The organism is Pseudomonas sp. GM60, from assembly GCF_000282415.1.
GTDB lineage: Bacteria > Pseudomonadota > Gammaproteobacteria > Pseudomonadales > Pseudomonadaceae > Aquipseudomonas > Aquipseudomonas migulae.
Window position 1 is genome coordinate 1 of record NZ_AKJI01000084.1, and the last position, 23,417, is coordinate 23,417.

Here is a 23,417-nt window from a genome sequence, read left to right on the forward strand (position 1 = left end):
GGCAGCCTGCCGTTGGCGAAGTGGGCGAACGGTTGCAGGGTCACCACCACCAGCAGGAAGATCAGCGTCAGGCCGATCAGCAGGATGTCGAGCGCCACTTCGTTCGGGGTTTTCTGGCGCTTGGCGCCTTCGACCAAAGCGATCATGCGGTCCAGTGTCGACTCGCCAGGGTTGGCGGTGATGCGCACCAGCAGCCAGTCGGAGACCAGTCGGGTGTTGCCGGTGACGGCCGAACGGTCGCCGCCGGATTCACGGATCACCGGCGCGGATTCACCGGTAATCGCCGCTTCGTTGACTGCCGCGATGCCTTCGATGACTTCGCCGTCACCGGGGATCATTTCCCCGGCTTCGACGCGCACCACATCGCCCTTGCGCAGGCTGGTGGCCGGCACCACTTGAAAGGCGCCGTTGCCGGTTTTACGGCGTGCGCTCAAGCCTTCGCTGCCAGCCTTGAGGCTGTCGGCGCGAGCCTTGCCGCGACCTTCGGCCAAGGCTTCCGCAAAGTTGGCGAACAGCACGGTGAACCACAGCCACAAGGCGATTTGCGCAGCGACGAAGGTCGGCACGGCGCTGTCGGGAATGAAGCACAGCACGGTGGTCAGGACGGCGGTCAGTTCGACCACCAGCATCACCGGCGCACGCTGCAATTGCCGTGGGTCGAGCTTGACGAAGGCTTGCACCAGCGCCGGACGCCACAGGGCCGAGATCGCGGTTTTCGGTTGTTCCGGCGCCTTGACGGTGGCGGCTTTACTTACGGGCATATTCATCATTGATTCCTCAGAAGCCCATGCTCAAATGTTCTGCAATCGGACCCAGTGCCAGTGTCGGCAGGAAGGTCAAACCACCCACCAGCAAAATGGTCACGGTCAGCAACGTCACAAACAGCGGGCCGTGGGTCGGGAAACTGTTCTGGCCGATCGGTGCGGTTTTCTTCATCGCCAGGCTGCCGGCCAGGGCCAGTACCGGGAGGATGTAACCGAAGCGACCGATCAACATGCCCAGGCCGAGCATCAGGTTATGGAACGCGGTGTTGGCACCGAAGCCGCCGAACGCCGAACCGTTGTTGGCGCTGGCCGAGGTGTAGGCGTACAGCAACTGGCTGAAACCGTGGGCGCCGGGGTTACTCACCGAAGCCACCGGACCGGGCAGGCTCGCGGCAATCGCACCGAGTACCAGCACGCCGACCGGCATCACCAGCAAAGTCACCACCAGCAATTGCACTTCCTTGGCTTGCAGTTTCTTGCCGAGGTATTCCGGGGTGCGGCCGATCATCAGGCCGGCGAGGAACACCGCGATCAACACGTTGAGCAACATGCCGTAGAGCCCGGCACCGACGCCGCCGAAGATCACTTCGCCGACCATCATGTTGACCATCGCGACCATGCCGCTCAGCGGGTTGAGGCTGTCGTGCATGCCGTTGACCGAGCCGTTGGACGCGGCGGTCGTGGTCACCGACCACAACACCGTGGCAGTGGTGCCGAAGCGCGCTTCCTTGCCTTCCAGCGGCGCGGTCTGTTCGACGGCGACGTTGTTCAGGGTCGGATTCGGTTGGTATTCAGCCCACAGCGAGGTCGCACCGCCAATCAGGAACAGCGCCAGCATGCAGGCAATGATCGCGCGGCTCTGACGCAGGTCTTTAACGTAATGACCGAAGGTGAACACCAGGGCAACCGGGATCAGAATGATCGAGGCCACTTCGAACAGGTTGCTCCACGCCGTCGGGTTCTCGAACGGGTGCGCCGAGTTGACGCCGAAGAAGCCGCCACCGTTGGTGCCCAGTTGCTTGATCGCAATCTGGCTGGCAGCCGGGCCGAGCGGGATCACCTGATCGACGCCTTGCATCGTCACCGCATTCACGTACTGTGCGAAAGTTTGCGGCACGCCCTGCCAGACCAGGTACAGCGCCAGCAGCAGGCACAGCGGCAGCAGGCCGTAGAGGGTGGCGCGGGTCATGTCGACCCAGAAATTGCCCAGGGTTTTGGTCGATTTGCGACCGATGCCGCGACACAGCGCAACCAGCACAGCGAGGCCGGTGGCGGCGCTGACGAAGTTCTGCACGGTGAGGCCGACCATCTGGCTCAAGTAGCTCAGCGAGGCTTCGCCGCTGTAGCCCTGCCAGTTGGTATTGGTCATGAAACTGACGGCAGTGTTGAACGCCAGCGTCCACTCCTGACCCGGCAGGTTTTGCGGGTTGAGCGGCAAGTGGTCCTGGAACAACAGGATCGCGAACAACAGCAAAAAGCCCGCAAGGTTGAAGGCGAGCAAGGCCAGGGTGTATTTCTGCCAGCTCTGTTCGGCTTGCGGATCAACGCCGGCCACCCGATAACAGCCACGCTCCACAGGTCCCAGGATCGGTGTCAGCCAAGTGCGCTGGCCTTCCATGACCTTGTAGTAGAACCGCCCGAGAAACGGTGCCGGGATCAGCACCACGGCGAAGAAGGCCAGGATCAGCCAATAGTCATAACTGTGCATAGCCGCTCCTAGTTCCGGTCCGCGCGCAACAGCGCAACCAACAGATAAATGAACAGCCCCACTGCCAACAGCAGTGACACCCCGTCCAGAACGCTCATGGAAGTTCTCCGTGTTACGGCGTATTGCCGCGTGTGGAGTCATTGTCGGAAGGAAGGCTGTAAAGGAGCGAGATCGAGGGGGTTGGCTGGGCATAAAGAAAGTGTAAAGAGTGGGTTTATGCGGGCGTTACAGCGGTGTTTTCGCGGGCCTCATCGCTGGCAAGCCAGCTCCTACAGGGGATCGACGTTTTCTGCGCAAACGCATTTCAACTGTAGGAGCTGGCTTGCCAGCGATGGCTGCAGAACGGGCACCACTGCCCCTAACTGGCGCACAAAAACTGCTGATTCGGTAGCCAACATCCCCGATACGACACCTTTTTGCGCTTTACGACGGCCATCACCACACTGGCACGCCCACTGCACACGCCCTCCCCGAGCTGTCCAAACCGTTCAGGGAGCAAACGCATGAACACACAACTCAAACCCACGCTGGGCACGCTGCACCTGTGGGGCATCGCGGTCGGGCTGGTGATTTCCGGTGAGTATTTCGGCTGGAGTTACGGCTGGGGCGTGGCGGGCACACTTGGTTTCCTCGTGACATCCTTCATGGTCGCCACGATGTACACCTGCTTCATCTTCAGCTTCACCGAGCTGACCACGGCGATTCCCCACGCCGGCGGTCCCTTTGCCTACAGCCGCCGCGCCTTTGGCGAGAAAGGCGGATTGATCGCCGGGCTGGCGACGCTGATCGAATTCGTCTTCGCCCCACCGGCCATCGCACTGGCGATCGGCGCCTACCTCAACGTGCAATTCCCCGCCCTCGACCCGAAACACGCAGCGGTCGGCGCCTACATCGTGTTCATGAGCCTGAACATCCTCGGGGTGAAACTGGCGGCAACCTTCGAGCTGGTGGTCTGCGTACTCGCGGTGGTTGAATTGCTGGTGTTCATGGGCGTGGTTGCGCCGGCGTTCAGCTTCAGCAACTTCGCACTGAACGGCTGGGCCGGCTCCGATGTGTTCGGCGCACCGGCGATTGCCGGGATGTTCGCAGCGATTCCGTTTGCCATCTGGTTTTTCCTCGCCATCGAAGGCGCCGCCATGGCTGCCGAAGAAGCCAAGGACCCGAAACGCACGATTCCCAAGGCGTACATCAGCGGCATTTTGACCCTGGTGTTGTTGGCCATGGGCGTGATGTTCTTTGCCGGCGGCGTCGGCGACTGGCGCACCCTGTCGAACATCAACGACCCGCTGCCACAAGCGATGAAAACCGTGGTCGGCGAAAGCTCCGGCTGGTTGCACATGCTGGTGTGGATCGGTCTGTTCGGTCTGGTGGCGAGTTTCCACGGGATCATCCTCGGTTACTCGCGGCAGTTCTTCGCCCTTGCGCGAGCCGGTTACCTGCCGGCGTCGCTGGCCAAACTCTCGCGTTTCCAGACGCCGCACCGGGCAATCATCGCCGGTGGTGTCATCGGGATCGCGGCGATCTACAGCGACGGTTTGATCAACCTCGGCGGCATGACGCTGACCGCTGCGATGATCACCATGGCGGTGTTCGGCGCGATCGTGATGTACATCATGAGCATGCTCAGCCTGTTCAAGCTGCGTAAAACCGAGCCGAACCTGGAGCGCACTTTCCGCGCGCCGTGCTATCCGTTGGTGCCGGCCATTGCACTGGTGCTGGCGGTGGTGTGCCTGGTGGCGATGGCGTGGTTCAACGCGCTGATCGGCGCGATTTTCCTCGGCTTCATGGCCGTGGGTTTCGTGTACTTCATGCTGACCGCGCAATTGCGCGCCGATGCACCGGCGGATGCGATGTTGACCGGGCTCTGAATCGCAGCAGGTGTTGCGGGTCGATCAGGCATAGAATGGAACCACTGCGAAATTGAATCGCTCAAAGTGGTATGCACGATCGGTTGGCGAAACCCGCCAATCGGCCTGCCCTCAAGGAGAGCCCTATGCCCTGGTATGCCTGGTTGATTCTGATCGTTGCAATCGGCTCGATCGTGGGTGGTTTGATGTTGTTGCGCGACACCGCCCACAAGGTCGAACTGACAGATGAGCAACGCAAACGCGTCGCTGAACGCAACGCGCAAGCGGATGCCAAGGATGCGCAGGACCGCTGAAAAAAACCTGATCCCTGTAGGAGCGAGCCTGCTCGCGATGCACCTGAGAACAACGCGTTTACTCAGAATAAACGCGTTATCGTTAACGTCCATCGCGAGCAGGCTCGCTCCTACAGGTGACGGTTATTTTTCCCAATCGGCCTTGGCGATGTGCAAGCCATGCAGCCCTTTGTACGCCGCACGCTCCGGCTGGCTCCAGCCTTCGAGCAGTGAATCCTCCAGTTTGTAGATCTCCACCCCAAGCGGGCGACACACGCTCAGCGGGTCCTGCGCGTCCGGCCCCCACATGGCCAGCGACAGATCGCCCCCCGGGCAGGTCGACAGCGCGCACAACAGATCGATCTCGGCAAAGAATTCCAGGTAATCGCCCTTCTGCGCCGGACAGGCTTTCATGAAGTACATGTCGTCGTGATTGAGGCCGGTGCACTGGAAAATGTTCAGCACGTCATGCACGTCGAACTCGGTCAGGCCATGGGGCAACACTGCGCGGGTCAGGTTGGAGTGGCAGTGATGGTGGAAGTCTTCGCCGGTGAGCATTTTGTTCACATAGGGATCGCAGCGGGTGCCGAGCAAGTCGTGCAGGCGCCCACCATGTTCGTCAATGCCGTAGTCGGCCAGGCTGTCATCGGTGATGGTCACCAGCGGCCGCAAGAATGGCAGGTTCGACCAGAGCCGGTCGTGAGTGCTGACATGCGCCCCCTGCAACTGCCGCGTGCGCGAAGCCCACAAGCGTTCACGCGGATCGTTGGCATTCCAGACGTTGAAATCCCCGACTTGCGGGCCGACCGGCGTGGTCACGCGAAACACGTGCCCGGCCGGGACATGCCAGGCGCGGCCGGTGCGGATCGGCACTTCGAACTGCTCGATCAGCGTGCGCCCCTCCTTCGTATCCCGGATCTTTTCATAGAAGGCTTTGTCCACCTGCAAGGCCGAACCTTTGCTGACTTGGTAGGCCGCCGGATAGTCTTTGTACATGGCACGAATCCTCGATCAGTGATGGGAAGAAGGGGCAAGCATTTGCAACAGAAGGTGCTCGGAATCGTCGAGATAACGGCTCATGGCGTCCTCGGCGGCGCGTTTGTCGCCTTCGGCAAGAAACTCGTGAATCTGCCGGTCGCGTGCCAGCCAGGGCGCCTGAAACCGTGATTCATCGGGCGCGGCGCAAAACACCAGGCGCAGTTGCGCGACGACATTGGTGAAGAACTCATCGAACAACGGGCTGCGCAGCAACCCGACGATGTGTTGATGAAACGCCAGGCTGTGCGTGCCCACGGCGCGCCAGTCCTCGCGCTCCCGGGCCAGTTCGGTGGCTTCCAGGGCTTCGAGCATCCGGTCGGACTGATAATCGCGCAGCGGTTGACTGGCACTGATGGCCTGCAACTCCAGCGTGCGGCGGACGTTGAACAGATCCCGCACATCGTCGACGCCCAAGCGACGCACCATCACGCCTTTGTTGCGCACATAACGGGTCAGACCTTCCTGCCCCAATCGATGCAAGGCTTCGCGGATGGTGTTGCGGGAAGCGTTGTAGGCTGACACCAGATCGTTTTCCACCAGCGCCATGCCGGGCAGCAAACGACCGCCAATGATGTCGGCGCGTAACTCCAGGGTGATGTGGTCGGCCAGGGACAGTCCGCTGTTCATACTTATCGCCTCATGATTGTTCAACAATCGTCAGCTAACGGGTAATCACTATCCGTGCCAGTTCGTTCAAGACGTCATGAAGGAGTTGGACGCATCTGCATGCTTTTTAGAAATAGAAGTACAGTCACCATCCCATTTCCATTGGTTAAGATGGCGCATTGTTGCGGAGATACCAGATGCGTTACTCGCAGGACCACAAAGCTCAAACCCACAAACGCATCATCAAGGAAGCTTCAGCGCGATTTCGCCGCGACGGTATTGGCGCGACCGGCTTGCAGCCCCTGATGAAAGCGCTGGGCTTGACTCACGGCGGCTTCTATTCGCATTTCAAGTCCAAGGATGAGCTGGTAGAAAAGGCCCTGCAGGCTGCAGGCGCCGAGGTGGAAGTCATCTGCGCCGAACTGTTCGCTCAGGAACGCCCACTCGAGGCATTCATTGACGCGTACTTGTCCGAATGGCACCAGACTTCGCCCCACGAAGGCTGCCCGCTGCCGACCATGTCATCGGAACTCGGCCTGCGCGGACAGCCAAGTCCGACCTCCGACGTGGTGCTCAATGCACGGCTCGAACAAATACAAGGCACCCTTGAAGGTGATGATGCCGCCGACCAGAGCATCTTCATCATGTCCGCAATGGTCGGGGCGCTGCTGTTGTCGCGCAGTGTCGAGAGCGCCGATCTGGCCCAGCGGATTCTCGAAGTCACGCGCGATTTTCTCAAAAAGCCCCGGGATTAACCCTGCCAGCGCTTGAAGAGCACGCTGGCATTGACCCCACCAAAGCCGAAACCGTTGGACAGCGCATACTCGATGGCCATCGGCCGCGCCTGACCATGGACGATGTCCACACCTTGCGCCGCCGGATCCGGGTTATCCAGGTTGAGGGTGGCCGGCACGATCTGATCACGGATCGCCAACAGCGTGAAGATCGCCTCGATCCCGCCCGCCGCGCCGAGCAAATGCCCGGTGGCCGACTTAGTCGACGTGACCGCAATCTTGTTATCCGTGCCGAACAACGATTTGATGGCTGCCAACTCGCCCAGATCTCCAACCGGCGTCGAGGTTGCGTGAGCATTGAGGTGCTGCACCTGTGCCGCAGCAACGCCAGCCTGAGCCAGCGCCAGCGACATCGCCCGTCGCGCACCACTGCCATCTTCGGGGCCGGCGGTAAGGTGATAGGCGTCGGCGCTGGTGCCGTAACCGACCAGTTCCGCCAGCGGTTGCGCGCCACGGGCCAGTGCATGCTCCAGGGATTCGATCACTAGAAGGCCTGCGCCCTCACCCATGACAAAACCATCGCGGTCACGGTCGAACGGACGCGAAGCCCGCTCCGGAGTTTCGTTGTAACCACTGGACAATGCGCGAGCCGCAGCGAACCCGGCGAGACTGACACGATCGATCGACGCCTCCGCACCGCCACACACCGCAATGTCCGCCTCACCGCAACGGATCAGCCGCGCCGCATCACCAATCGCCTGAACCCCGGCCGCGCACGCCGTTACCGGAGCACCCAGGGGGCCTTTGAATCCGTGCTGGATCGACACATGGCCCGCAGCCAGATTGACCAGAAACGAGGGAATGGTGAAAGGCGACAAACGCCGCGGGCCACGACTGTCGGTGGTGCGGACCGCATCGGCAATCGCGCCGAAACCACCGACCCCCGAGCCGATAATGGTCGCCGTACGCTCCTGGGCATTGGCATCCTGTGCCTGCCAACCGGCTTGCTCAAGCGCCTGACGCGCCGCTTCCATGGCAAACATAATGAAGCGGTCCATCTTCTTCTGCTCTTTGGGTGGCGTCGCACGATCCGGGTCAAAACCCGCCTCGGCATCTTCGGCCAGCGTCGGCACTGCGCCACCGACCTTGGCCGGCAGATCAGCCACGACTTCGTCCGGCAGGTTGCGCAATCCCGAACGTCCGGCCAACAGACGCTCCCAGACGGCTTCGACCCCGCTACCCAGCGGAGACACCAAACCCATGCCCGTTACAACCACTCGACGTTCACTCATACCGCAACTACCTCAAGCCAATGGAGGGTGCCTCACTTGTAACGCGAAGCGGCCTTGCTTTTGGAAAGATTCGGCGCCATCACCAGACGCGCCGCGACAAACGCATCCCAGTCGGAGGCATCCGGCAACGAAGGAATGGTGATCAGTTCTCCCTGGTCCAGCCCCGACAACGATGCATCGACCATCTCGCCCGCTTCCATGACCATGTCCGCCGGGATCTGGCTTGCGTCAATACCGGAACGCTCCCAGATTTCGGTGCGTGTCACGCCTGGCAACACCGCTTGTACTTTGACCCCGGTGCCATCCAGCTCGGCATTCAACGACTGGGTCAGGCTCAACACATAAGCCTTGCTGGCGCTGTAAGTGGCGTTGAAGCGCTCGGGGAACAACGCCACCACCGAGGCGATGTTGATGATCGTACCCCGGCCGGCTTTGGCAAAACTGGCGGCCGCCGCCGAAGCCAGGCGCGTGACCGTCGTTACGTTCAATTGAATCAAACGTTCCAGTTGGTCCAAATCAGCGTTGGCCAGCAAGCCATCTGCCGCGACACCCGCGTTATTCAGCAGCAGACTGATACTCGAATCGCTGCGAAGGCGCTGCTCAAGTTTCAGCACATCATCCTTTTGCGTGAGATCCGCTTTCAGCACCTCGACCTGAACACCATGCTCAGCGCGCAGCTTGCTCGCCGCGGCCTGAAGACGCTGTTCGTCACGTGCGACCAGCAACAAATCAAAACCGCGTGCTGCCAAGCGCTCAGCGTAAATGGCACCAATCCCGGATGAAGCACCGGTAACAAGAGCCGTACCTTGGGTCTGGACAGAATTCATGACGTGCTCCTGAAATGCGTAAGGAAAAAGAAAAGCGCCTGCGCTTCAGAGCGCCAAGCTGGATGACGAATTTATTATAGGAATAATTTAATCGCAATATGATAGTCGTAATTTTTCATTACGCCGACGGAAGGCGCTAAATCACCACGTACGCCAGAATGCAAAAAGGCCGGTCAATGACCGGCCCATGGCGCTGAATTACAAGCTTAGTTCACCTCAAGCTTTTCGCGGTTCTTATCCAGAATGGCTTTGCCGATTCCCTTCACTTCGAGCAGCTCGTCCACCGACGCAAACGGCCCATTACTTTCACGATAGGTAACAATCGCCTTGGCCTTGGCTTCCCCGATGCCGGACAACTCCCGTTGCAGGGTCGACGCGTCGGCCTGATTTAAATCAACCTTTTCGGACTGAACCTTGGGAGCGACCTCCATGACCAGAGGTGCAGTGCCCGCCTCCGTCTTGGCCGCGGGCGCAGCAATAGCGGCGATAGAGGCAGTGCTCAGGAGGGCAAAAATCAGAGAATAGAAGTAGCCAGTACGCATAAATGAAGCTCCATGACATCAATTGGGAAAGCAGCTTTTCCGAAGCTGCCTTCCAAACTTAGGCGATGTCTGGAGCCTGTCAAAAATGTGTTGGTTACAGAATATGAAATAGTCGACGTCGACGGATAACGATTGATCCACGACAGCGCTACGGAGAAAGTTGGCAAAGGCACCTGACAGACCAGTTATACTTGCCCCCATACCTCGCGGGGTACTTCAGCGCAGAACCGCTCTCTTGGGTAAAATGGCAATTCCCCAGCGCCTGTGCGGATCGTTCCAAGTCGATACCACCAACATTCGTAAACTTTCAGGCGGCCTCCCAACGAGCGTTAATGAAGCCTTGGGAAACACTGCGATGCATTTTCGGGAACATCAATAACAATGATCTACTTGTGGCTGGCACCGGCTCTTGCTCTCCTGTCTCTTGCGTTAACTGCGGCTCTGCGGCGATATGCGCTGTCTCGAAGCATCATCGACATACCCAACGCACGCAGCTCCCACACCGTTCCAACGCCGCGTGGCGGAGGCGTGGCTATCGTGATGACGTTCCTGTTGTCGCTTCCGGTTTTTGGTGTGTTCGAACTGGTGCCTTGGCACCAACTGATCGCAGTGGGGGGCGCTGGAGCGCTGGTGGCTGTTATCGGGTTCATGGACGATCATGGCCATATTGCGGCTCGATGGCGGCTGCTTGGGCATTTCGGAGCGGGTATATGGGCGCTTGTTTTTTTGGGAGGGTTTGCGCCGATAACCCTTTTCGGAACAAGTCTTGACCTGCACTGGATCGGTCATTGCCTCGCAGTGGTTTATCTGGTTTGGCTACTCAATCTCTACAATTTCATGGATGGAATTGACGGGATCGCGAGTGTTGAAGCAGTGACCACTTGTCTTGGTGCATGTTTGCTTTACTGGTTAAGTGGCGCTTCGTCTCTAATCTGGGGGCCGTTGACGATGGCCGTGGCCGTGATCGGATTCCTGTACTGGAATTTCCCGCCGGCACGAATATTCATGGGGGACGCAGGGAGTGGATTTCTAGGCATAGCCTTGGGAGTTTTATCTTTGCAGGCTGCCTGGATTTCCCCGGATTTGTTCTGGGCCTGGTTGATTTTGTTAGGCGTATTCATCGTCGACGCGACCTTCACCTTGATACGTCGATTGGTTCGCGGAGATAAAGTCTATGAAGCTCACCGGAGCCATGCCTATCAATTCGCTTCACGCCAATATGGCAAGCATTTACCAGTGACGCTCGCCGTCGGCGTCATCAATTTGCTTTGGTTATTGCCCATTGCCTACTGCGTAACTCAACTGGGCCTTGATGGCACCTGGGGAGTCATTATTGCTTATGTCCCGCTGATTATTCTCGCTTCGAAATATCATGCAGGCCAGCTCGAGGCTTCTGTGCCGACTTGATGCCATTCGGGCGTTTTGGAAGGGGTCGACTGCGAGCGACCAGGCAGATCAAGTAGTGGCAACTTCAGAAGCGGGGGCCTTCGCATAGAGTGCTCCGCTTCTCATTCAACTTAGTCCTTCAAGCCGTCGCGGCGCTTGCCTCGGCGCCTTACTCCCTTACTTATAACCAAACTCATTACCGGACCCGCCCCCCATCCCAGCAACAATGCCAACACTACATAGATTGCAAGAGGGAATTGCGGAGTCGACCATCCTAAAAAGGTTAGCGCTGCTGGCTGATTATTTTCCAGAATGAATACGACCACCAGCGCAACTAGCAACACAATCAACGTAAGTGCGGTTACTCGCTTTGCGCTAGCCATCTAGACCTCTTTCCGATAATCAAAGATCATTCTCTTCATCCTCATTCACCCGATCCCGCAACTCTTTCCCCGGCTTGAAATGGGGAACGAATTTGCCGTCAAGGCTGACGGACTGACCGGTTTTCGGATTGCGGCCTACGCGCGGTGCGCGGTAGTGCAGGGAGAAGCTGCCAAATCCACGGATCTCGATGCGATCACCGGTGGCCAGACATTGGGACATTTGTTCAAGCATGGTCTTGATAGCCAGCTCCACATCCTTTGATGAGAGCAGCCCTTGATGGGTGACAATTCGTTCGATCAACTCCGACTTCGTCATATTTTTCCCTTCTTTTTCAAGCAGCTAGGAAAAGCGCTTCAAAGGTTTTAGCATGCCCGAAGGAATTTGAACAGCCCGAGCTTTGACATATCTTCGCCAGCAATGGGATGTCGATTTCAGAACAGAAGAGTGATCAAGCCCGACCTGCTCATCTGCAGATAACCAGCATGGTGCGTGTCACATAACCTGCCGGGTTGAAGCCAAAGGGAAACTCATCTTCGTCTTTGGCCTCATCGGATCTCGTGACTACCTTGTAACCAGCGCCCTTGCACTCCTTGGCAGCGCGTTTGTGACACTTCTCCCACCCCGAACCCAACCCCGAACAATCGACCTCGATGCCACTGACCCCGCGTGCGGCGTGAGTCTTCGCATTAGTGGTACAACCCGCCAATGTCAGTACGGCTAGTGCGACAATGAGCTTGTTCATTCATTTCCTTATGCCGGGCGCCCTGCCCGACTGTCGTTCGCTTCTGACTAAAGACTAGCTGTAAATAAACGATTGATCCGATTAAAGAAAGAGACAGCTTTTGGGGGCTATTGGTTTCACGGGCGAACAATGTCATGCGATACGGATACTGCACACACCAAATCACAGGCACAAAAAAGGGCGACCGAAGTCGCCCTTTTTAATGATCAAGCAGAACTTAGTTCTGTTTGGCCATTGCCTGGCGCAGCAGTGCCGCCATGGTGGTGTCAGCTGCAGCTTCACCTTCCGGAGCAGTTTTCAGGCTCTGGATGGCTTCTTTCTCTTCAGCATCGTCTTTCGATTTGATCGACAGCTGAATTACGCGGCTCTTACGATCAACGCTGATGATCTTGGCTTCTACTTCCTGGCCTTCTTTCAGAACGTTGCGCGCGTCTTCAACGCGGTCACGGCTGATTTCGGAGGCTTTCAGAGTCGCTTCGATATCGTCGGCCAGAGTGATGATGGCGCCTTTAGCGTCAACTTCTTTCACGATGCCTTTAACGATTGCGCCTTTGTCGTTCTCTTGAACGTACTCGGAGAACGGATCGCTTTCCAGTTGCTTGATACCCAGGGAGATACGCTCGCGCTCTGGGTCAACCGACAGGATAACGGTGTCCAGCTCGTCGCCCTTCTTGAAGCGGCGAACGGCTTCTTCGCCCACTTCGTTCCAGGAGATGTCGGACAGGTGAACCAGACCGTCGATGCCGCCGTCCAGACCAATGAAGATACCGAAATCGGTGATCGACTTGATGGTGCCGGAGATTTTATCGCCCTTGTTGAACTGGCCAGAGAAATCTTCCCATGGGTTAGATTTGCACTGTTTGATGCCGAGGGAGATACGACGACGCTCTTCGTCGATGTCCAGAACCATAACTTCCACTTCGTCGCCGACTTGTACGACTTTCGAAGGGTGGATGTTCTTGTTGGTCCAGTCCATTTCGGAAACGTGTACCAGACCTTCAACGCCTTCTTCCAGCTCAGCGAAGCAGCCGTAGTCGGTCAGGTTGGTTACACGAGCGGTAACGCGAGTGCTTTCTGGGTAACGGGCTTTGATAGCAACCCATGGATCTTCGCCCAGTTGCTTCAGGCCCAGGGAAACACGGTTGCGTTCGCGATCGTATTTCAGAACCTTAACGTCGATTTCGTCACCAACGTTGACGATCTCGGAAGGATGCTTGATGCGCTTCCAAGCCATGTCGGTGATGTGCAGCAGGCCGTCCACGCCACCCAGATCGACGAATGCGCCGTAATCGGTGAGGTTCTTGACGATACCTTTGACTTGCTGACCTTCCTGCAGGGATTCCAGCAGAGCTTCACGCTCGGCGGAGTTCTCGGCTTCGAGGACGCTGCGACGGGAAACGACAACGTTGTTGCGTTTCTGGTCGAGTTTGATGACCTTGAATTCCAGCTCTTTGCCTTCCAGGTGCGTAGTATCGCGCACAGGACGGACGTCAACCAGGGAACCTGGCAGGAACGCACGGATGCCGTTAACGTCGACAGTGAAGCCGCCTTTAACCTTACCGTTGATAACGCCCTTGACCACTTCCTCGGCTGCGAAGGCAGCTTCCAGAACAATCCAGCATTCAGCGCGCTTGGCTTTTTCACGGGACAGCTTGGTTTCACCAAAGCCGTCTTCAACCGAGTCCAGCGCAACGTGAACTTCGTCACCGACATTGATAGTCAGGTCGCCAGCGTCGTTGTAGAACTGCTCAAGCGGGATGAGTGCTTCAGACTTCAGGCCAGCGTGAACGGTTACCCAGCGAGCTTGGTAATCGATATCAACGATAACACCGGTGATGATGGAGCCTGCCTGAAGGTTCAGGGTTTTTAGGCTTTCTTCAAAGAGTTCCGCAAAGCTTTCGCTCATTTTAATTCCTGTTGATGAGGGCGAAGAATACGCCCATCTCCACACCCCAGACGGTGTGGGTTAGTTTCATTTAAAAGAAGCACCACAGGACTATGACTGGTCCCCTGCGGCCTTCTTGGTCACCCGGCGATATCGCGAATGGCGATCTCGCTCATGATGCGTTCCAGCACCTGGTCGATGGATAATTCCGTGGAATCCAGCTGTATGGCGTCAGCCGCCGGTTTGAGCGGGGCTACCGCTCGCTGGGTGTCACGCTCATCGCGTGCACGTATCTCATCTAGCAGACTCGACAGACTAACACCATCGACTTTGCCCTTCAACTGCAAGTATCGACGGCGCGCACGCTCCTCGGCACTGGCGGTAAGGAAAATCTTCAACGGTGCATCCGGAAAAACCACCGTACCCATGTCACGACCATCGGCCACCAGGCCCGGCGCTTCCTGGAATGCACGCTGGCGCTGCAGCAGCGCCTCGCGCACTGCGGGCAATGCCGCGACCTGCGAGGCACCGGAGCCGATGCTTTCGGTACGAATCACATCGCTGACTTCATCGCCCTCGAGAATGATGCGCTGCAACTGACCGTCGGTCGCCGCGATGAATTGCACATCCAGATGAGCGGCAAGTTTTTTCAGCAATTCTTCATTGGTGAGGTCGACACCGTGATTGTGCGCAGCGAAGGCCAGCAACCGATAAAGCGCACCGGAATCCAGCAGGTTCCAGCCCAGACGCTTGGCCAGAATGCCAGCTACCGTGCCCTTGCCGGAGCCGCTTGGCCCATCGATGGTGATGACCGGTGCGATGTTTTTCACGACTGAGCCTCTTGTGCAACACGGATACCGACCTGCGCGCACAGCGCCAGGAAGTTCGGGAACGACGTTGCGACGTTGGCACAGTCATGGATGCGAATAGGCGCAGTGGCACGCAGCGATGCCACGCTGAAAGCCATGGCAATCCGGTGATCGCCGTGACCATGCACTTCGCCGCCGCCGATCAGGCCGCCGTCGATGATGATGCCGTCCGGGGTCGGTTCGCATTTGACGCCCAGTGCCAGCAAGCCATCGGCCATGACCTGGATCCGGTCCGATTCCTTGACGCGCAATTCTTCGGCGCCACGCAGGATGGTGCGCCCTTCAGCACAGGCAGCCGCCACGAACAGCACCGGGAATTCGTCAATGGCCAATGGAACCAGCGCTTCGGGAATCTCGATACCTTTGAGTTTAGCTGCACGCACGCGCAGGTCCGCTACTGGTTCGCCGCCGACTTCACGCTGGTTTTCCAGGGTGATGTCAGCGCCCATCAGACGCAGAATGTCGATCACTCCGGTACGGGTCGGGTTGATGCCGACATGCTCGAGCACCAGTTCGGAACCTTCGGCAATGGACGCCGCCACCAGGAAGAACGCCGACGACGAAATATCGCCCGGCACTTCAATGTGGGTCGCGGTCAGCTTGTGCCCGGATTCGACCGACGCCGTAGCGCCGTTGACGCTGACCGGGTAGCCGAAGCCGCGCAGCATGCGCTCGGTGTGGTCGCGCGTCGGTGCAGGCTCGGTGACGGTGGTTTTGCCATCAGCGTACAGGCCGGCCAACAGCAGGCAGGATTTAACCTGGGCACTGGCCATCGGCATGGTGTAGGTCAGGCCTTTGAGTTTGTTACCACCACGAATGATCATCGGTGGACGACCTTCAGCGGCGGTCTCGATCACGGCGCCCATTTCACGCAGCGGATTGGCCACGCGATTCATCGGACGCTTGGACAGCGAGGCATCACCGGTCAAGGTGCTGTCGAAGTTCTGCGCGGCCAGCAGGCCGGACAGCAGACGCATAGAAGTGCCGGAGTTGCCCAGATAGATCGGGCCCGGCGCAGGCTTCAGACCATGCAGGCCGACGCCGTGGATGGTCACGCGACCGTGGTGCGGACCTTCGATCACGACACCCATGTCGCGGAAGGCCTGCAAGGTCGCCAGAGCGTCTTCGCCCTCGAGGAAGCCTTCGACTTCGGTGACGCCTTCGGCCAGGGAGCCGAGCATGATCGAACGGTGGGAAATCGATTTATCGCCCGGTACACGAATCCGCCCAGTCAGGCGGCCACCAGGTTGTCCCAGGAAAATCAGGTCGTTGGAGTTCATAGCGTCCACATAAGCCCGGCGAGCCAGGATTTTACTGAAATGTTCGCGGGCAACCCGGGCGCGCGTGAACACGCCCAACAATTGGTGCCCATCCCCTGCATCGACCGCGTCGCGCAAGGCGTCGAGGTCGCTGCGAAATGTATCAAGCGTGCGCAGGACAGCTTCGCGGTTGGCGAGGAAGATGTCGTGCCACATGACCGGGTCACTTCCCGCGATTCTTGTGAAATCGCGGAAACCGCCGGCAGCGTAACGGAAGATCTCAAGGTTTTCATTGCGCTTGGCCAACGAATCGACCAAACCGAACGCCAGCAAGTGCGGCAAATGGCTGGTCGCCGCCAACACTTCGTCGTGACGTTCGACCTGCATGTGCTCGACATCGGCGCCCAATTCACGCCACAACCGGTCGACCACGGCCAGCGCGTCCGGATCAGTTTGGTCCAGCGGCGTCAGAATCACTTTATGGCGACGAAACAGTTCGGCATTGGAGGCTTCCACCCCGCTCTGCTCGGAACCGGCAATCGGATGGCCCGGCACGAAACGCGCCGGCATGCCGCCAAACGCTTCGGTCGCGGCGCGCACGACGTTGCCCTTGGCACTGCCGACATCCGTCAGAATCGCTTGCCCAAGGTCCATGCCGGCCAACCGGCCGAGCATCTTTTCCATGGCCAGGATCGGCACCGCGAGTTGAATCACGTCGGCGCCCTGGCAGGCAACGGCCAGGTCTTCTTCACAGCGATCCACCACGCCCAACTCGACCGCGAGCTTGCGCGACTGCGGATCGAGATCGACACCCACCACTTCGCGGCACAGGCCGCTTTCACGCAGCCCCTTGGCAAACGAACCGCCGATCAACCCGAGACCGACCACCACCAGGCGACCGATCATAGGTTCAGCAGATTGCAGAGCAGTGACATCAACCACGAGCCAGAACCTTGGTCAGCGCCTCAAGGAAGCGGCTGTTTTCCGCCGGCAGGCCGATGGTGATGCGCAAGTGGTTCGGCATGCCATAGTTGGCCACCGGACGCACGATCACGCCTTCACGCAGCAAGCCCTGGAAGACCGGCAAGGCAACACGGCCGAGATCGACGCAGATGAAGTTGCCCTTGGACGGGATCCAGCTCAGCCCCAGTTCGCGGAAACCCGCTTCCAGCTGCAGCATGCCGGCTTCGTTCAAGCGGCGACTTTCAGCCAGGTACTCGGCGTCTTGCAACGCGGCGCAGGCAGCGGCCAGAGCCAGGCTGTTGACGTTGAACGGCTGACGCACACGGTTCAGCACGTCGGCAACCACCGCTGTGGACAAGCCGTAACCAACGCGCAACGCCGCCAGGCCATAGGCCTTGGAGAAGGTGCGCGAAACCAGCAGGTTCGGGTACGCCGCCAGGAAGTCCAGGCCATCCGGCAAGTCGCTGCCTTCGGCGTATTCGATGTAGGCCTCGTCCAGCACCACCAGCACGTGCTCCGGCACATCCTGCAGGAACTCGTCCAGCGCTTCGGCGCCAAACCAGGTCCCGGTCGGGTTGTTCGGGTTGGCGATGAAGACCACACGGGTATCGGCATCGATCGCGGCCAACATGGCCGACAGATCATGGCCCCAGTCTTTGGCCGGGATCACTTTGGCCGTCGCACCGACGGCCTGGGTGACGATCGGATAGACCGCGAACGCGTGTTCGCTGAACACCGCATTCAGGCCCGGCGCCAGATAGGCACGCGCGACCAGCTCCAGGATGTCGTTGGAACCGTTGCCCAGCGTCACCTGATTCAGTTCGACGCGGCACTGATCGGCCAGCAGGGTCTTGAGCGCAAAACCGTTGCCATCCGGATAACGGGTCAGCTCGGCCAATTCTTCGCGAATGGCCGCCAAAGCCTTTGGACTGGCGCCCAACGGGTTTTCGTTGCTCGCCAGTTTGACGATGCTGGCCGGATCGATGTCCAGCTCACGCGCCAGTTCGTCCACGGGCTTGCCCGGAACGTAAGGCGACAGTTGTTGCACGCCCGGCTGCGCCAGAGCGAGGAAGTTGCCACTCATTTGCTACCCCTTAGAGAACGGCTTTCGGGTAGGAACCCAACACTTTAAGTGCCACTGCTTCCTGACTGATCTTTTCCAGCACACCTTTTACCAGTGGATCGCGGTGATGGCCGACGAAGTCGATGAAGAACACGTAGGTCCATTTACCGCTACGCGAAGGACGTGTCTCGATGCGTGTCAGGTCGATGCCATTGTCGTGGAACGGCACCAGCAACTCGTGAAGCGCGCCCGGCTTGTTGCTCATGGAGACGATGATCGACGTCTTGTCGTCGCCGGTTGGCGGCACTTCCTGGCTGCCGATCATCAGGAATCGCGTGGAGTTGTCCGGGCGATCCTCGATTTTCTCGGCCAGACGGGTCAGCCCGTACAAGCCTGCGGCCATGTCGCCGGCAATCGCCGCCGAGTTCCACTCACCCTTGACCCGCTTCGCCGCTTCGGCGTTGCTGGAAACCGCGACGCGCTCGACGTTCGGGTAGTGTGCATCCAGCCACTTGCGGCACTGCGCCAGCGACTGGGCGTGGGAATAGATGCGGCTGATGCTGTCGGTCTTGGTGTTTTCACCGACCAACAGGTGGTGGTGAATCCGCAACTCGACTTCGCCACAGATGACCATGTCGTGTTCGAGGAAGCTGTCGAGCGTGTGGTTGACCGCGCCCTCGGTGGAGTTTTCCACCGGGACCACGCCAAAGTTCACCGCACCGGCCGCCACTTCGCGGAACACTTCGTCGATGGCCGCCATCGGCTTGCTGATCACCGCGTGACCGAAGTGCTTCATGGCCGCCGCTTGAGTGAAGGTGCCTTCAGGGCCAAGGTAAGCCACTTTCAGCGGCTGCTCGAGGGCCAGGCACGAAGACATGATTTCGCGGAACAACCGCGCCATTTCTTCGTTGCCCAGCGGGCCCTGATTGCGCTCCATCACGCGCTTGAGCACCTGAGCTTCACGCTCAGGACGATAGAACACCGGCACTTCGCCTTCGGCCAGCGAGGCCATCTTTACTCGCGCAACTTCCTGGGCGCAGCGTGCGCGCTCACTGATCAGCTCCAGGACTTTTTCGTCCAGGGCATCAATGCGCAGGCGCAGTGCCTTGAGTTCTTGCTCAGACATTAGCCGTGTTCCTTCTCGAACTCTGCCATGTACGAAACCAGTGCGTTGACCGCAACGATATCGACGGCGTTATAGATGGAGGCGCGCATGCCGCCCACGGAACGGTGACCCTTGAGGTTCAGCAGGCCACGCTCGTCGGCACCGGCCACGAATGGCTTGTCCAGACGATCGTCAGCCAGACGGAACGGCACGTTCATCCACGAGCGATCCGACTTGTTGATCGGGTTGCTGTACAGGCCGCTGGCATCAATGAAGTCGTACAGCGTGCGCTGTTTCACTTCGTTGAGCTTGCCGATGGCTTCGACGCCGCCCTGCTCTTTCAGCCACTCAAACACCAGGCCAGACAGGTACCAGGCCAATGTTGGCGGGGTGTTGTACATCGAGCCGTTATCGGCCGCGACCTTGTAGTTGAGCATGGTCGGGCACAGGGAACGGGCGTGACCCAGCAGGTCTTCGCGAACGATGTTGACGACGATGCCGCTCGGGCCGATGTTTTTCTGGGCGCCGGCGTAGATCATGCCGAAACGCGAAACATCAATCGGGCGCGAGAGGATGTCCGAAGACATGTCGGCGACCAGCGGAACGTCACCGGTTTCCGGGACCCAGTTGAATTCCAGACCACCAATGGTTTCGTTCGGTGCGTAGTGAACGTAGGCCGCGTCTTTCGACAGCTTCCATTCGTTCTGGCCGGGAATCGCGAAATAGTCGTAAGGCTTGGCGGTGGCGGCAACGTTGACGTGGCCGTAGCGCGACGCTTCTTCGATGGCTTTCTGCGACCAGATACCGGTGTCGATATAGTCGGCAGTGCCGCTTTCCGGCAGCAGGTTCAGAGGAATCTGAGCAAACTGCTGGCTGGCGCCACCTTGCAGGAACAGCACTTTATAGTTCGAGGGGATATTCAGCAGATCACGCAGATCCTGCTCGGCCTTGTTAGCGATGGACACGAACTCATCACTGCGATGGCTCATTTCCATGACCGACAGACCCTTGCCGTGCCAATCAAGGAGTTCACCCTGGGCGCGCTGCAGGACAGCTTCGGGAAGTGCCGCAGGACCGGCACAGAAGTTATAGGCTCTCTTGCTCACATCCAATCTCGCTCTGATTTGGTGGTATCTACATTCAATCAAACACTGTAGGAGCGAGCTTGCTCGCGAAGAACTTGAGGGCGCAGCGTTTAATCAGGAAACCCGCGTCTTCGTTGACGTTTTTCGCGAGCTAGCTCGCTCCTACAGGGGCATCATTATTTCCAAAGGGACAAACAACAAGGGGGCGAATTTTCATCCGCCCCCTGTTTGTCCGCTTACTCTTGCGGTTCTTCGTCAGCGGCAGCGTCGAGTTGCTGGTCTTCAACAACGTCGTCGATCACGACTTCACCGTCGAACACCGCACCCTCTTCGCCTTCCAGCTCTTCGCCTTCGACTTCCGACGGCTCCTGTACCCGCTCCAGACCGACCAGCGTTTCATCGCTGGCCAGTTTGATCAGGGTCACGCCCTGGGTGTTTCGACCCAGGCTGGAAACTTCGTCGACACGGGTACGAACCAACGTGCCCTGGTCGGAAATCAGCATGATCTCCTCGCCGTCGAGCACCTGAACCGCGCCGACCAGACGGCCGTTACGGTCGTTGCTGACCATGGCGATAACGCCCTGGCCGCCACGCTTGTACTCAGGGAACTCGGTGATCGCTGTACGCTTGCCGAAACCACGCGCCGAAGCGGTGAGGATCTGGCTGCCTTCTTCCGGGATCAGCATGGAAATCAGCTTCTGGCCTTCCGGCAGACGCATACCGCGGACACCGCGAGCGGTACGGCCCATGGCACGAACGTCGGTTTCCTTGAAGCGAGTGACCTTGCCACCGTCGGAGAACAGCATGACTTCGCGATCGCCATCGGTAATGGCGGCGGAGATCAGTACGTCACCTTCGTCCAGTTCCAGCGCGATCAGGCCGACGCTGCGTTGACGGCTGAAGGATTCCAGCGGGGTCTTCTTCACGGTGCCTTTGGCAGTCGCCATGAAGATGAAGTGACCTTCGGTGTATTCCTCGACCGGCAGCATGGTGGTGATGTATTCATCACTGTCCAGCGGCAGCAGGTTGACCAGCGGACGACCACGGGCAGCGCGGGACGCTTCCGGGATTTCGTAGGTTTTCAGCCAGTACACCTTGCCCTTGCTGGAGAACAGCAGCAGCGTGGTGTGGCTGTTGGCGACCAGCAGGTGAGCGATGTAGTCCTCATCCTTGACGCCGGTCGCCGATTTGCCTTTACCGCCACGACGCTGGGCCTGGTACGCAGCCAATGGCTGGGTCTTGGCGTAGCCACCGTGGGAAATGGTCACGACGCGATCTTCTTCCGGGATCATGTCACCCAGGGTCAGGTCGAGACGGGCATCGAGGATTTCGGTGCGGCGCACGTCGCCGTATTCGGCGCGGATCACTTCCAGCTCTTCGCGGATCACTTCCATCAGGCGCGTGGCGCTGTTGAGGATGCGGATCAGCTCGCCGATCTGGTTGAGGATCTCTTGATACTCGGCCAGCAGTTTTTCGTGTTCCAGACCGGTCAGGCGGTGCAGACGCAGCTCCAGAATGGCTTGCGCCTGCTCCGGCGAAAGGAAGTACTTGCCTTCACGCAGACCGTATTGCGGATCCAGGGTCTCTGGACGGCAAGAGTCGGCACCGGCACGTTCAACCATCGCCACCACGGCGGAGGATTCCCAAGGCGTGCTGATCAGCGCTTCCTTGGCTTCCGACGGCGTTGGTGAGGCCTTGATCAGCGCGATGACCGGGTCGATGTTCGACAGGGCAACCGCCTGGCCTTCGAGAATGTGGCCACGTTCGCGCGCTTTACGCAGCTCGAACACGGTGCGACGGGTAACGACTTCGCGACGGTGACGAACGAAGGCTTCCAGCAGGTCCTTGAGGTTCAGGATCCGCGGACGGCCGTCGATCAGCGCAACGATGTTGATGCCGAATACCGCTTGCAGCTGGGTCTGGGCGTAGAGGTTGTTGAGGATCACCTCAGGCACTTCGCCGCGACGCAGCTCGATCACAACGCGCATACCGTCCTTGTCGGACTCGTCGCGCAGTTCGGTGATGCCTTCGAGCTTCTTCTCTTTAACCAGCTCGGCGATCTTCTCGATCAGACGGGCCTTGTTCAGCTGGTAAGGGAGTTCGGTGATGACGATCTGCTGACGGCCACCGACCTTGTCGATGTCTTCGATGATCGAGCGGGCGCGCATGTAAATGCGGCCGCGACCGGTGCGGTAGGCTTCGATGATGCCGGCGCGACCGTTGATGATCGCGGCGGTCGGGAAGTCCGGACCAGGGATGTATTGCATCAGCTCATCGATGGTCAACTCAGGGTTGTCGATGAGCGCCAGGCAACCGTCGATGACTTCACCGAGGTTGTGCGGCGGGATGTTGGTCGCCATGCCCACGGCGATACCGCTGGAGCCGTTGACCAGCAGGTTGGGAATACGGGTCGGCATGACCGCCGGGATCATTTCGGTGCCGTCGTAGTTCGGCACCCAGTCCACGGTTTCTTTATGCAGGTCAGCCAGCAGCTCGTGCGCTAGCTTGGTCATGCGCACTTCGGTGTATCGCATGGCCGCGGCGTTGTCGCCGTCCACCGAACCGAAGTTGCCCTGACCGTCTACCAGCAGGTAGCGCAGCGAGAATGGCTGCGCCATCCGAACGATGGTGTCGTACACCGCGGTATCACCGTGCGGGTGATACTTACCGATCACGTCACCGACAACACGGGCAGATTTCTTGTACGGCTTGTTGAAGTCGTTGCCCAGCTCGCTCATCGCGAACAGCACGCGCCGGTGCACGGGCTTCAAGCCATCGCGCGCATCCGGCAGTGCCCGCCCGACAATTACGCTCATTGCGTAGTCGAGGTAGGACTGCTTCAGCTCGTCTTCGATATTGACCGGGAGGATTTCTTTGGCCAGTTCGCCCATGAGAAGCTCGATTCCTTTTTCTGGTGAAACCTCGTCACATCCATATGGGACGAACGAAGCTCGCCGCTGCAGGCTGAGTGCCATGCACCGACTTACGACAAATCAACGAGTTATGCCATGGATTTGCGCAGTAA

The 23,417-nt window shown here is 59.0% G+C and carries 21 protein-coding genes; 4 read left to right on the forward strand and 17 right to left on the reverse strand.

Annotation, left to right across the window (positions count from 1 at the left end; translation table 11 throughout):
* The 3 genes from PMI32_RS09100 to kdpF form a co-directional block, all read right to left on the reverse strand.
* Positions 1–767, reverse strand: a 767-nt coding sequence (locus PMI32_RS09100) for a P-type ATPase actuator domain-containing protein (RefSeq protein ID WP_032828944.1), incomplete at its 3' end; no start/stop codon positions are given.
* Positions 768–777: 10 nt separating this feature from the next.
* The gene (gene kdpA / locus PMI32_RS09095) at positions 778–2,472 is read right to left on the reverse strand and encodes a potassium-transporting ATPase subunit KdpA (RefSeq protein ID WP_008031770.1); all 1,695 of its coding nucleotides are present in this window, start codon (positions 2,470–2,472) and stop codon (positions 778–780) included.
* A gap of 8 nt (positions 2,473–2,480) precedes the next feature.
* Positions 2,481–2,570 (reverse strand): K(+)-transporting ATPase subunit F, encoded by a 90-nt coding sequence (gene kdpF / locus PMI32_RS29930; protein ID WP_007899818.1) that lies wholly within the window; start codon positions 2,568–2,570, stop codon positions 2,481–2,483.
* A gap of 405 nt (positions 2,571–2,975) precedes the next feature.
* Here kdpF and eat point away from each other — a divergent pair, with 405 nt between their 5' ends.
* Together eat and PMI32_RS29935 are read left to right on the forward strand one after the other, a co-directional pair.
* Positions 2,976–4,340 carry an ethanolamine permease gene (gene eat / locus PMI32_RS09090; protein WP_008031771.1) on the forward strand — a complete coding sequence of 455 codons (1,365 nt, stop codon included), beginning with the start codon at positions 2,976–2,978 and terminating at the stop codon, positions 4,338–4,340.
* A gap of 125 nt (positions 4,341–4,465) precedes the next feature.
* Positions 4,466–4,633 carry a DUF2897 family protein gene (locus PMI32_RS29935; RefSeq protein ID WP_008031772.1) on the forward strand — a complete coding sequence of 56 codons (168 nt, stop codon included), beginning with the start codon at positions 4,466–4,468 and terminating at the stop codon, positions 4,631–4,633.
* 123 nt (positions 4,634–4,756) lie between these two features.
* Here the strand turns inward: PMI32_RS29935 and PMI32_RS09085 are convergent, their stop codons facing one another.
* Complete coding sequence (locus PMI32_RS09085; RefSeq protein WP_008031773.1) at positions 4,757–5,608, reverse strand: urea carboxylase-associated family protein; 852 nt, start codon at positions 5,606–5,608, stop codon at positions 4,757–4,759.
* A gap of 15 nt (positions 5,609–5,623) precedes the next feature.
* Positions 5,624–6,277 (reverse strand): GntR family transcriptional regulator, encoded by a 654-nt coding sequence (locus tag PMI32_RS09080; RefSeq protein WP_008031774.1) that lies wholly within the window; start codon positions 6,275–6,277, stop codon positions 5,624–5,626.
* 176 nt (positions 6,278–6,453) lie between these two features.
* On the opposite strand from PMI32_RS09080, the gene PMI32_RS09075 reads away from it, so the two are divergent.
* Positions 6,454–7,011, forward strand: a complete 558-nt coding sequence (locus PMI32_RS09075; RefSeq protein ID WP_008031775.1) for a TetR/AcrR family transcriptional regulator — start codon at positions 6,454–6,456, stop codon at positions 7,009–7,011.
* On the opposite strand, the gene fabF is transcribed toward PMI32_RS09075, so the two are convergent.
* From fabF to PMI32_RS09060, 3 genes are all read right to left on the reverse strand, one after another.
* Positions 7,008–8,282, reverse strand: a complete 1,275-nt coding sequence (gene fabF / locus PMI32_RS09070; protein WP_008031777.1) for a beta-ketoacyl-ACP synthase II — start codon at positions 8,280–8,282, stop codon at positions 7,008–7,010. The two genes, PMI32_RS09075 and fabF, sit on opposite strands and share 4 nt — an antisense overlap.
* A gap of 32 nt (positions 8,283–8,314) precedes the next feature.
* A complete protein-coding gene (locus PMI32_RS09065) occupies positions 8,315–9,109 on the reverse strand; it encodes an SDR family NAD(P)-dependent oxidoreductase (RefSeq protein ID WP_008031779.1) in 795 nt (264 codons plus the stop codon).
* A 206-nt stretch (positions 9,110–9,315) separates the two neighbouring features.
* Positions 9,316–9,651, reverse strand: coding sequence for a ComEA family DNA-binding protein (locus tag PMI32_RS09060; RefSeq protein WP_008031781.1), 336 nt, complete (start codon positions 9,649–9,651; stop codon positions 9,316–9,318).
* Positions 9,652–10,032: 381 nt separating this feature from the next.
* Between PMI32_RS09060 and PMI32_RS09055 the strand changes: the two genes are divergently transcribed.
* Complete coding sequence (locus tag PMI32_RS09055) at positions 10,033–11,058, forward strand: MraY family glycosyltransferase (RefSeq protein WP_008031782.1); 1,026 nt, start codon at positions 10,033–10,035, stop codon at positions 11,056–11,058.
* Between the two features lie 381 nt (positions 11,059–11,439).
* Here the strand turns inward: PMI32_RS09055 and ihfB are convergent, their stop codons facing one another.
* The 9 genes from ihfB to gyrA form a co-directional block, all read right to left on the reverse strand.
* Positions 11,440–11,736, reverse strand: a complete 297-nt coding sequence (gene ihfB, locus PMI32_RS09045; protein WP_008031786.1) for an integration host factor subunit beta — start codon at positions 11,734–11,736, stop codon at positions 11,440–11,442.
* Positions 11,737–11,884: 148 nt separating this feature from the next.
* Positions 11,885–12,163, reverse strand: coding sequence for a hypothetical protein (locus PMI32_RS09040; RefSeq protein ID WP_008031788.1), 279 nt, complete (start codon positions 12,161–12,163; stop codon positions 11,885–11,887).
* A 217-nt stretch (positions 12,164–12,380) separates the two neighbouring features.
* Positions 12,381–14,069: a 30S ribosomal protein S1 gene (rpsA, locus tag PMI32_RS09035; protein ID WP_008031789.1), complete on the reverse strand. Its 1,689-nt coding sequence runs from the start codon at positions 14,067–14,069 to the stop codon at positions 12,381–12,383.
* Positions 14,070–14,188: 119 nt separating this feature from the next.
* Positions 14,189–14,878, reverse strand: a complete 690-nt coding sequence (cmk, locus tag PMI32_RS09030; RefSeq protein ID WP_008031791.1) for a (d)CMP kinase — start codon at positions 14,876–14,878, stop codon at positions 14,189–14,191.
* The gene (locus tag PMI32_RS09025) at positions 14,875–17,082 is read right to left on the reverse strand and encodes a bifunctional prephenate dehydrogenase/3-phosphoshikimate 1-carboxyvinyltransferase (protein ID WP_008031794.1); all 2,208 of its coding nucleotides are present in this window, start codon (positions 17,080–17,082) and stop codon (positions 14,875–14,877) included. Before PMI32_RS09025 ends, cmk begins: the two co-directional genes overlap by 4 nt.
* Positions 17,083–17,110: 28 nt before the next feature.
* Positions 17,111–18,223: a histidinol-phosphate transaminase gene (hisC, locus tag PMI32_RS09020; RefSeq protein WP_008031795.1), complete on the reverse strand. Its 1,113-nt coding sequence runs from the start codon at positions 18,221–18,223 to the stop codon at positions 17,111–17,113.
* A 10-nt stretch (positions 18,224–18,233) separates the two neighbouring features.
* A complete protein-coding gene (pheA, locus tag PMI32_RS09015; RefSeq protein ID WP_007899727.1) occupies positions 18,234–19,328 on the reverse strand; it encodes a prephenate dehydratase in 1,095 nt (364 codons plus the stop codon).
* Positions 19,328–20,413 (reverse strand): 3-phosphoserine/phosphohydroxythreonine transaminase, encoded by a 1,086-nt coding sequence (serC, locus tag PMI32_RS09010; protein WP_008031797.1) that lies wholly within the window; start codon positions 20,411–20,413, stop codon positions 19,328–19,330. The genes pheA and serC overlap by 1 nt, the downstream gene beginning before the upstream one ends.
* 215 nt (positions 20,414–20,628) lie before the next feature.
* A complete protein-coding gene (gene gyrA / locus PMI32_RS09005) occupies positions 20,629–23,283 on the reverse strand; it encodes a DNA gyrase subunit A (RefSeq protein ID WP_008031799.1) in 2,655 nt (884 codons plus the stop codon).
* Positions 23,284–23,417: the final 134 nt, after the last annotated feature.

Coding starts and splice junctions, on each gene's coding strand:
- kdpA (WP_008031770.1), bottom strand. CDS start 2,472: ATGCACAGTTATGACTATTGGCTGATCCTGGCCTTCTTCGCCGTGGTG.
- fabF (WP_008031777.1), bottom strand. CDS start 8,282: ATGAGTGAACGTCGAGTGGTTGTAACGGGCATGGGTTTGGTGTCTCCG.
- PMI32_RS09065 (WP_008031779.1), bottom strand. CDS start 9,109: ATGAATTCTGTCCAGACCCAAGGTACGGCTCTTGTTACCGGTGCTTCA.
- hisC (WP_008031795.1), bottom strand. CDS start 18,223: ATGAGTGGCAACTTCCTCGCTCTGGCGCAGCCGGGCGTGCAACAACTG.
- PMI32_RS09060 (WP_008031781.1), bottom strand. CDS start 9,651: ATGCGTACTGGCTACTTCTATTCTCTGATTTTTGCCCTCCTGAGCACT.
- rpsA (WP_008031789.1), bottom strand. CDS start 14,069: ATGAGCGAAAGCTTTGCGGAACTCTTTGAAGAAAGCCTAAAAACCCTG.
- gyrA (WP_008031799.1), bottom strand. CDS start 23,283: ATGGGCGAACTGGCCAAAGAAATCCTCCCGGTCAATATCGAAGACGAG.
- eat (WP_008031771.1), top strand. CDS start 2,976: ATGAACACACAACTCAAACCCACGCTGGGCACGCTGCACCTGTGGGGC.
- PMI32_RS09085 (WP_008031773.1), bottom strand. CDS start 5,608: ATGTACAAAGACTATCCGGCGGCCTACCAAGTCAGCAAAGGTTCGGCC.
- pheA (WP_007899727.1), bottom strand. CDS start 19,328: ATGTCTGAGCAAGAACTCAAGGCACTGCGCCTGCGCATTGATGCCCTG.
- PMI32_RS09080 (WP_008031774.1), bottom strand. CDS start 6,277: ATGAACAGCGGACTGTCCCTGGCCGACCACATCACCCTGGAGTTACGC.
- PMI32_RS09040 (WP_008031788.1), bottom strand. CDS start 12,163: ATGAACAAGCTCATTGTCGCACTAGCCGTACTGACATTGGCGGGTTGT.
- PMI32_RS29935 (WP_008031772.1), top strand. CDS start 4,466: ATGCCCTGGTATGCCTGGTTGATTCTGATCGTTGCAATCGGCTCGATC.
- ihfB (WP_008031786.1), bottom strand. CDS start 11,736: ATGACGAAGTCGGAGTTGATCGAACGAATTGTCACCCATCAAGGGCTG.
- PMI32_RS09075 (WP_008031775.1), top strand. CDS start 6,454: ATGCGTTACTCGCAGGACCACAAAGCTCAAACCCACAAACGCATCATC.
- kdpF (WP_007899818.1), bottom strand. CDS start 2,570: ATGAGCGTTCTGGACGGGGTGTCACTGCTGTTGGCAGTGGGGCTGTTC.
- PMI32_RS09025 (WP_008031794.1), bottom strand. CDS start 17,082: ATGATCGGTCGCCTGGTGGTGGTCGGTCTCGGGTTGATCGGCGGTTCG.
- PMI32_RS09055 (WP_008031782.1), top strand. CDS start 10,033: ATGATCTACTTGTGGCTGGCACCGGCTCTTGCTCTCCTGTCTCTTGCG.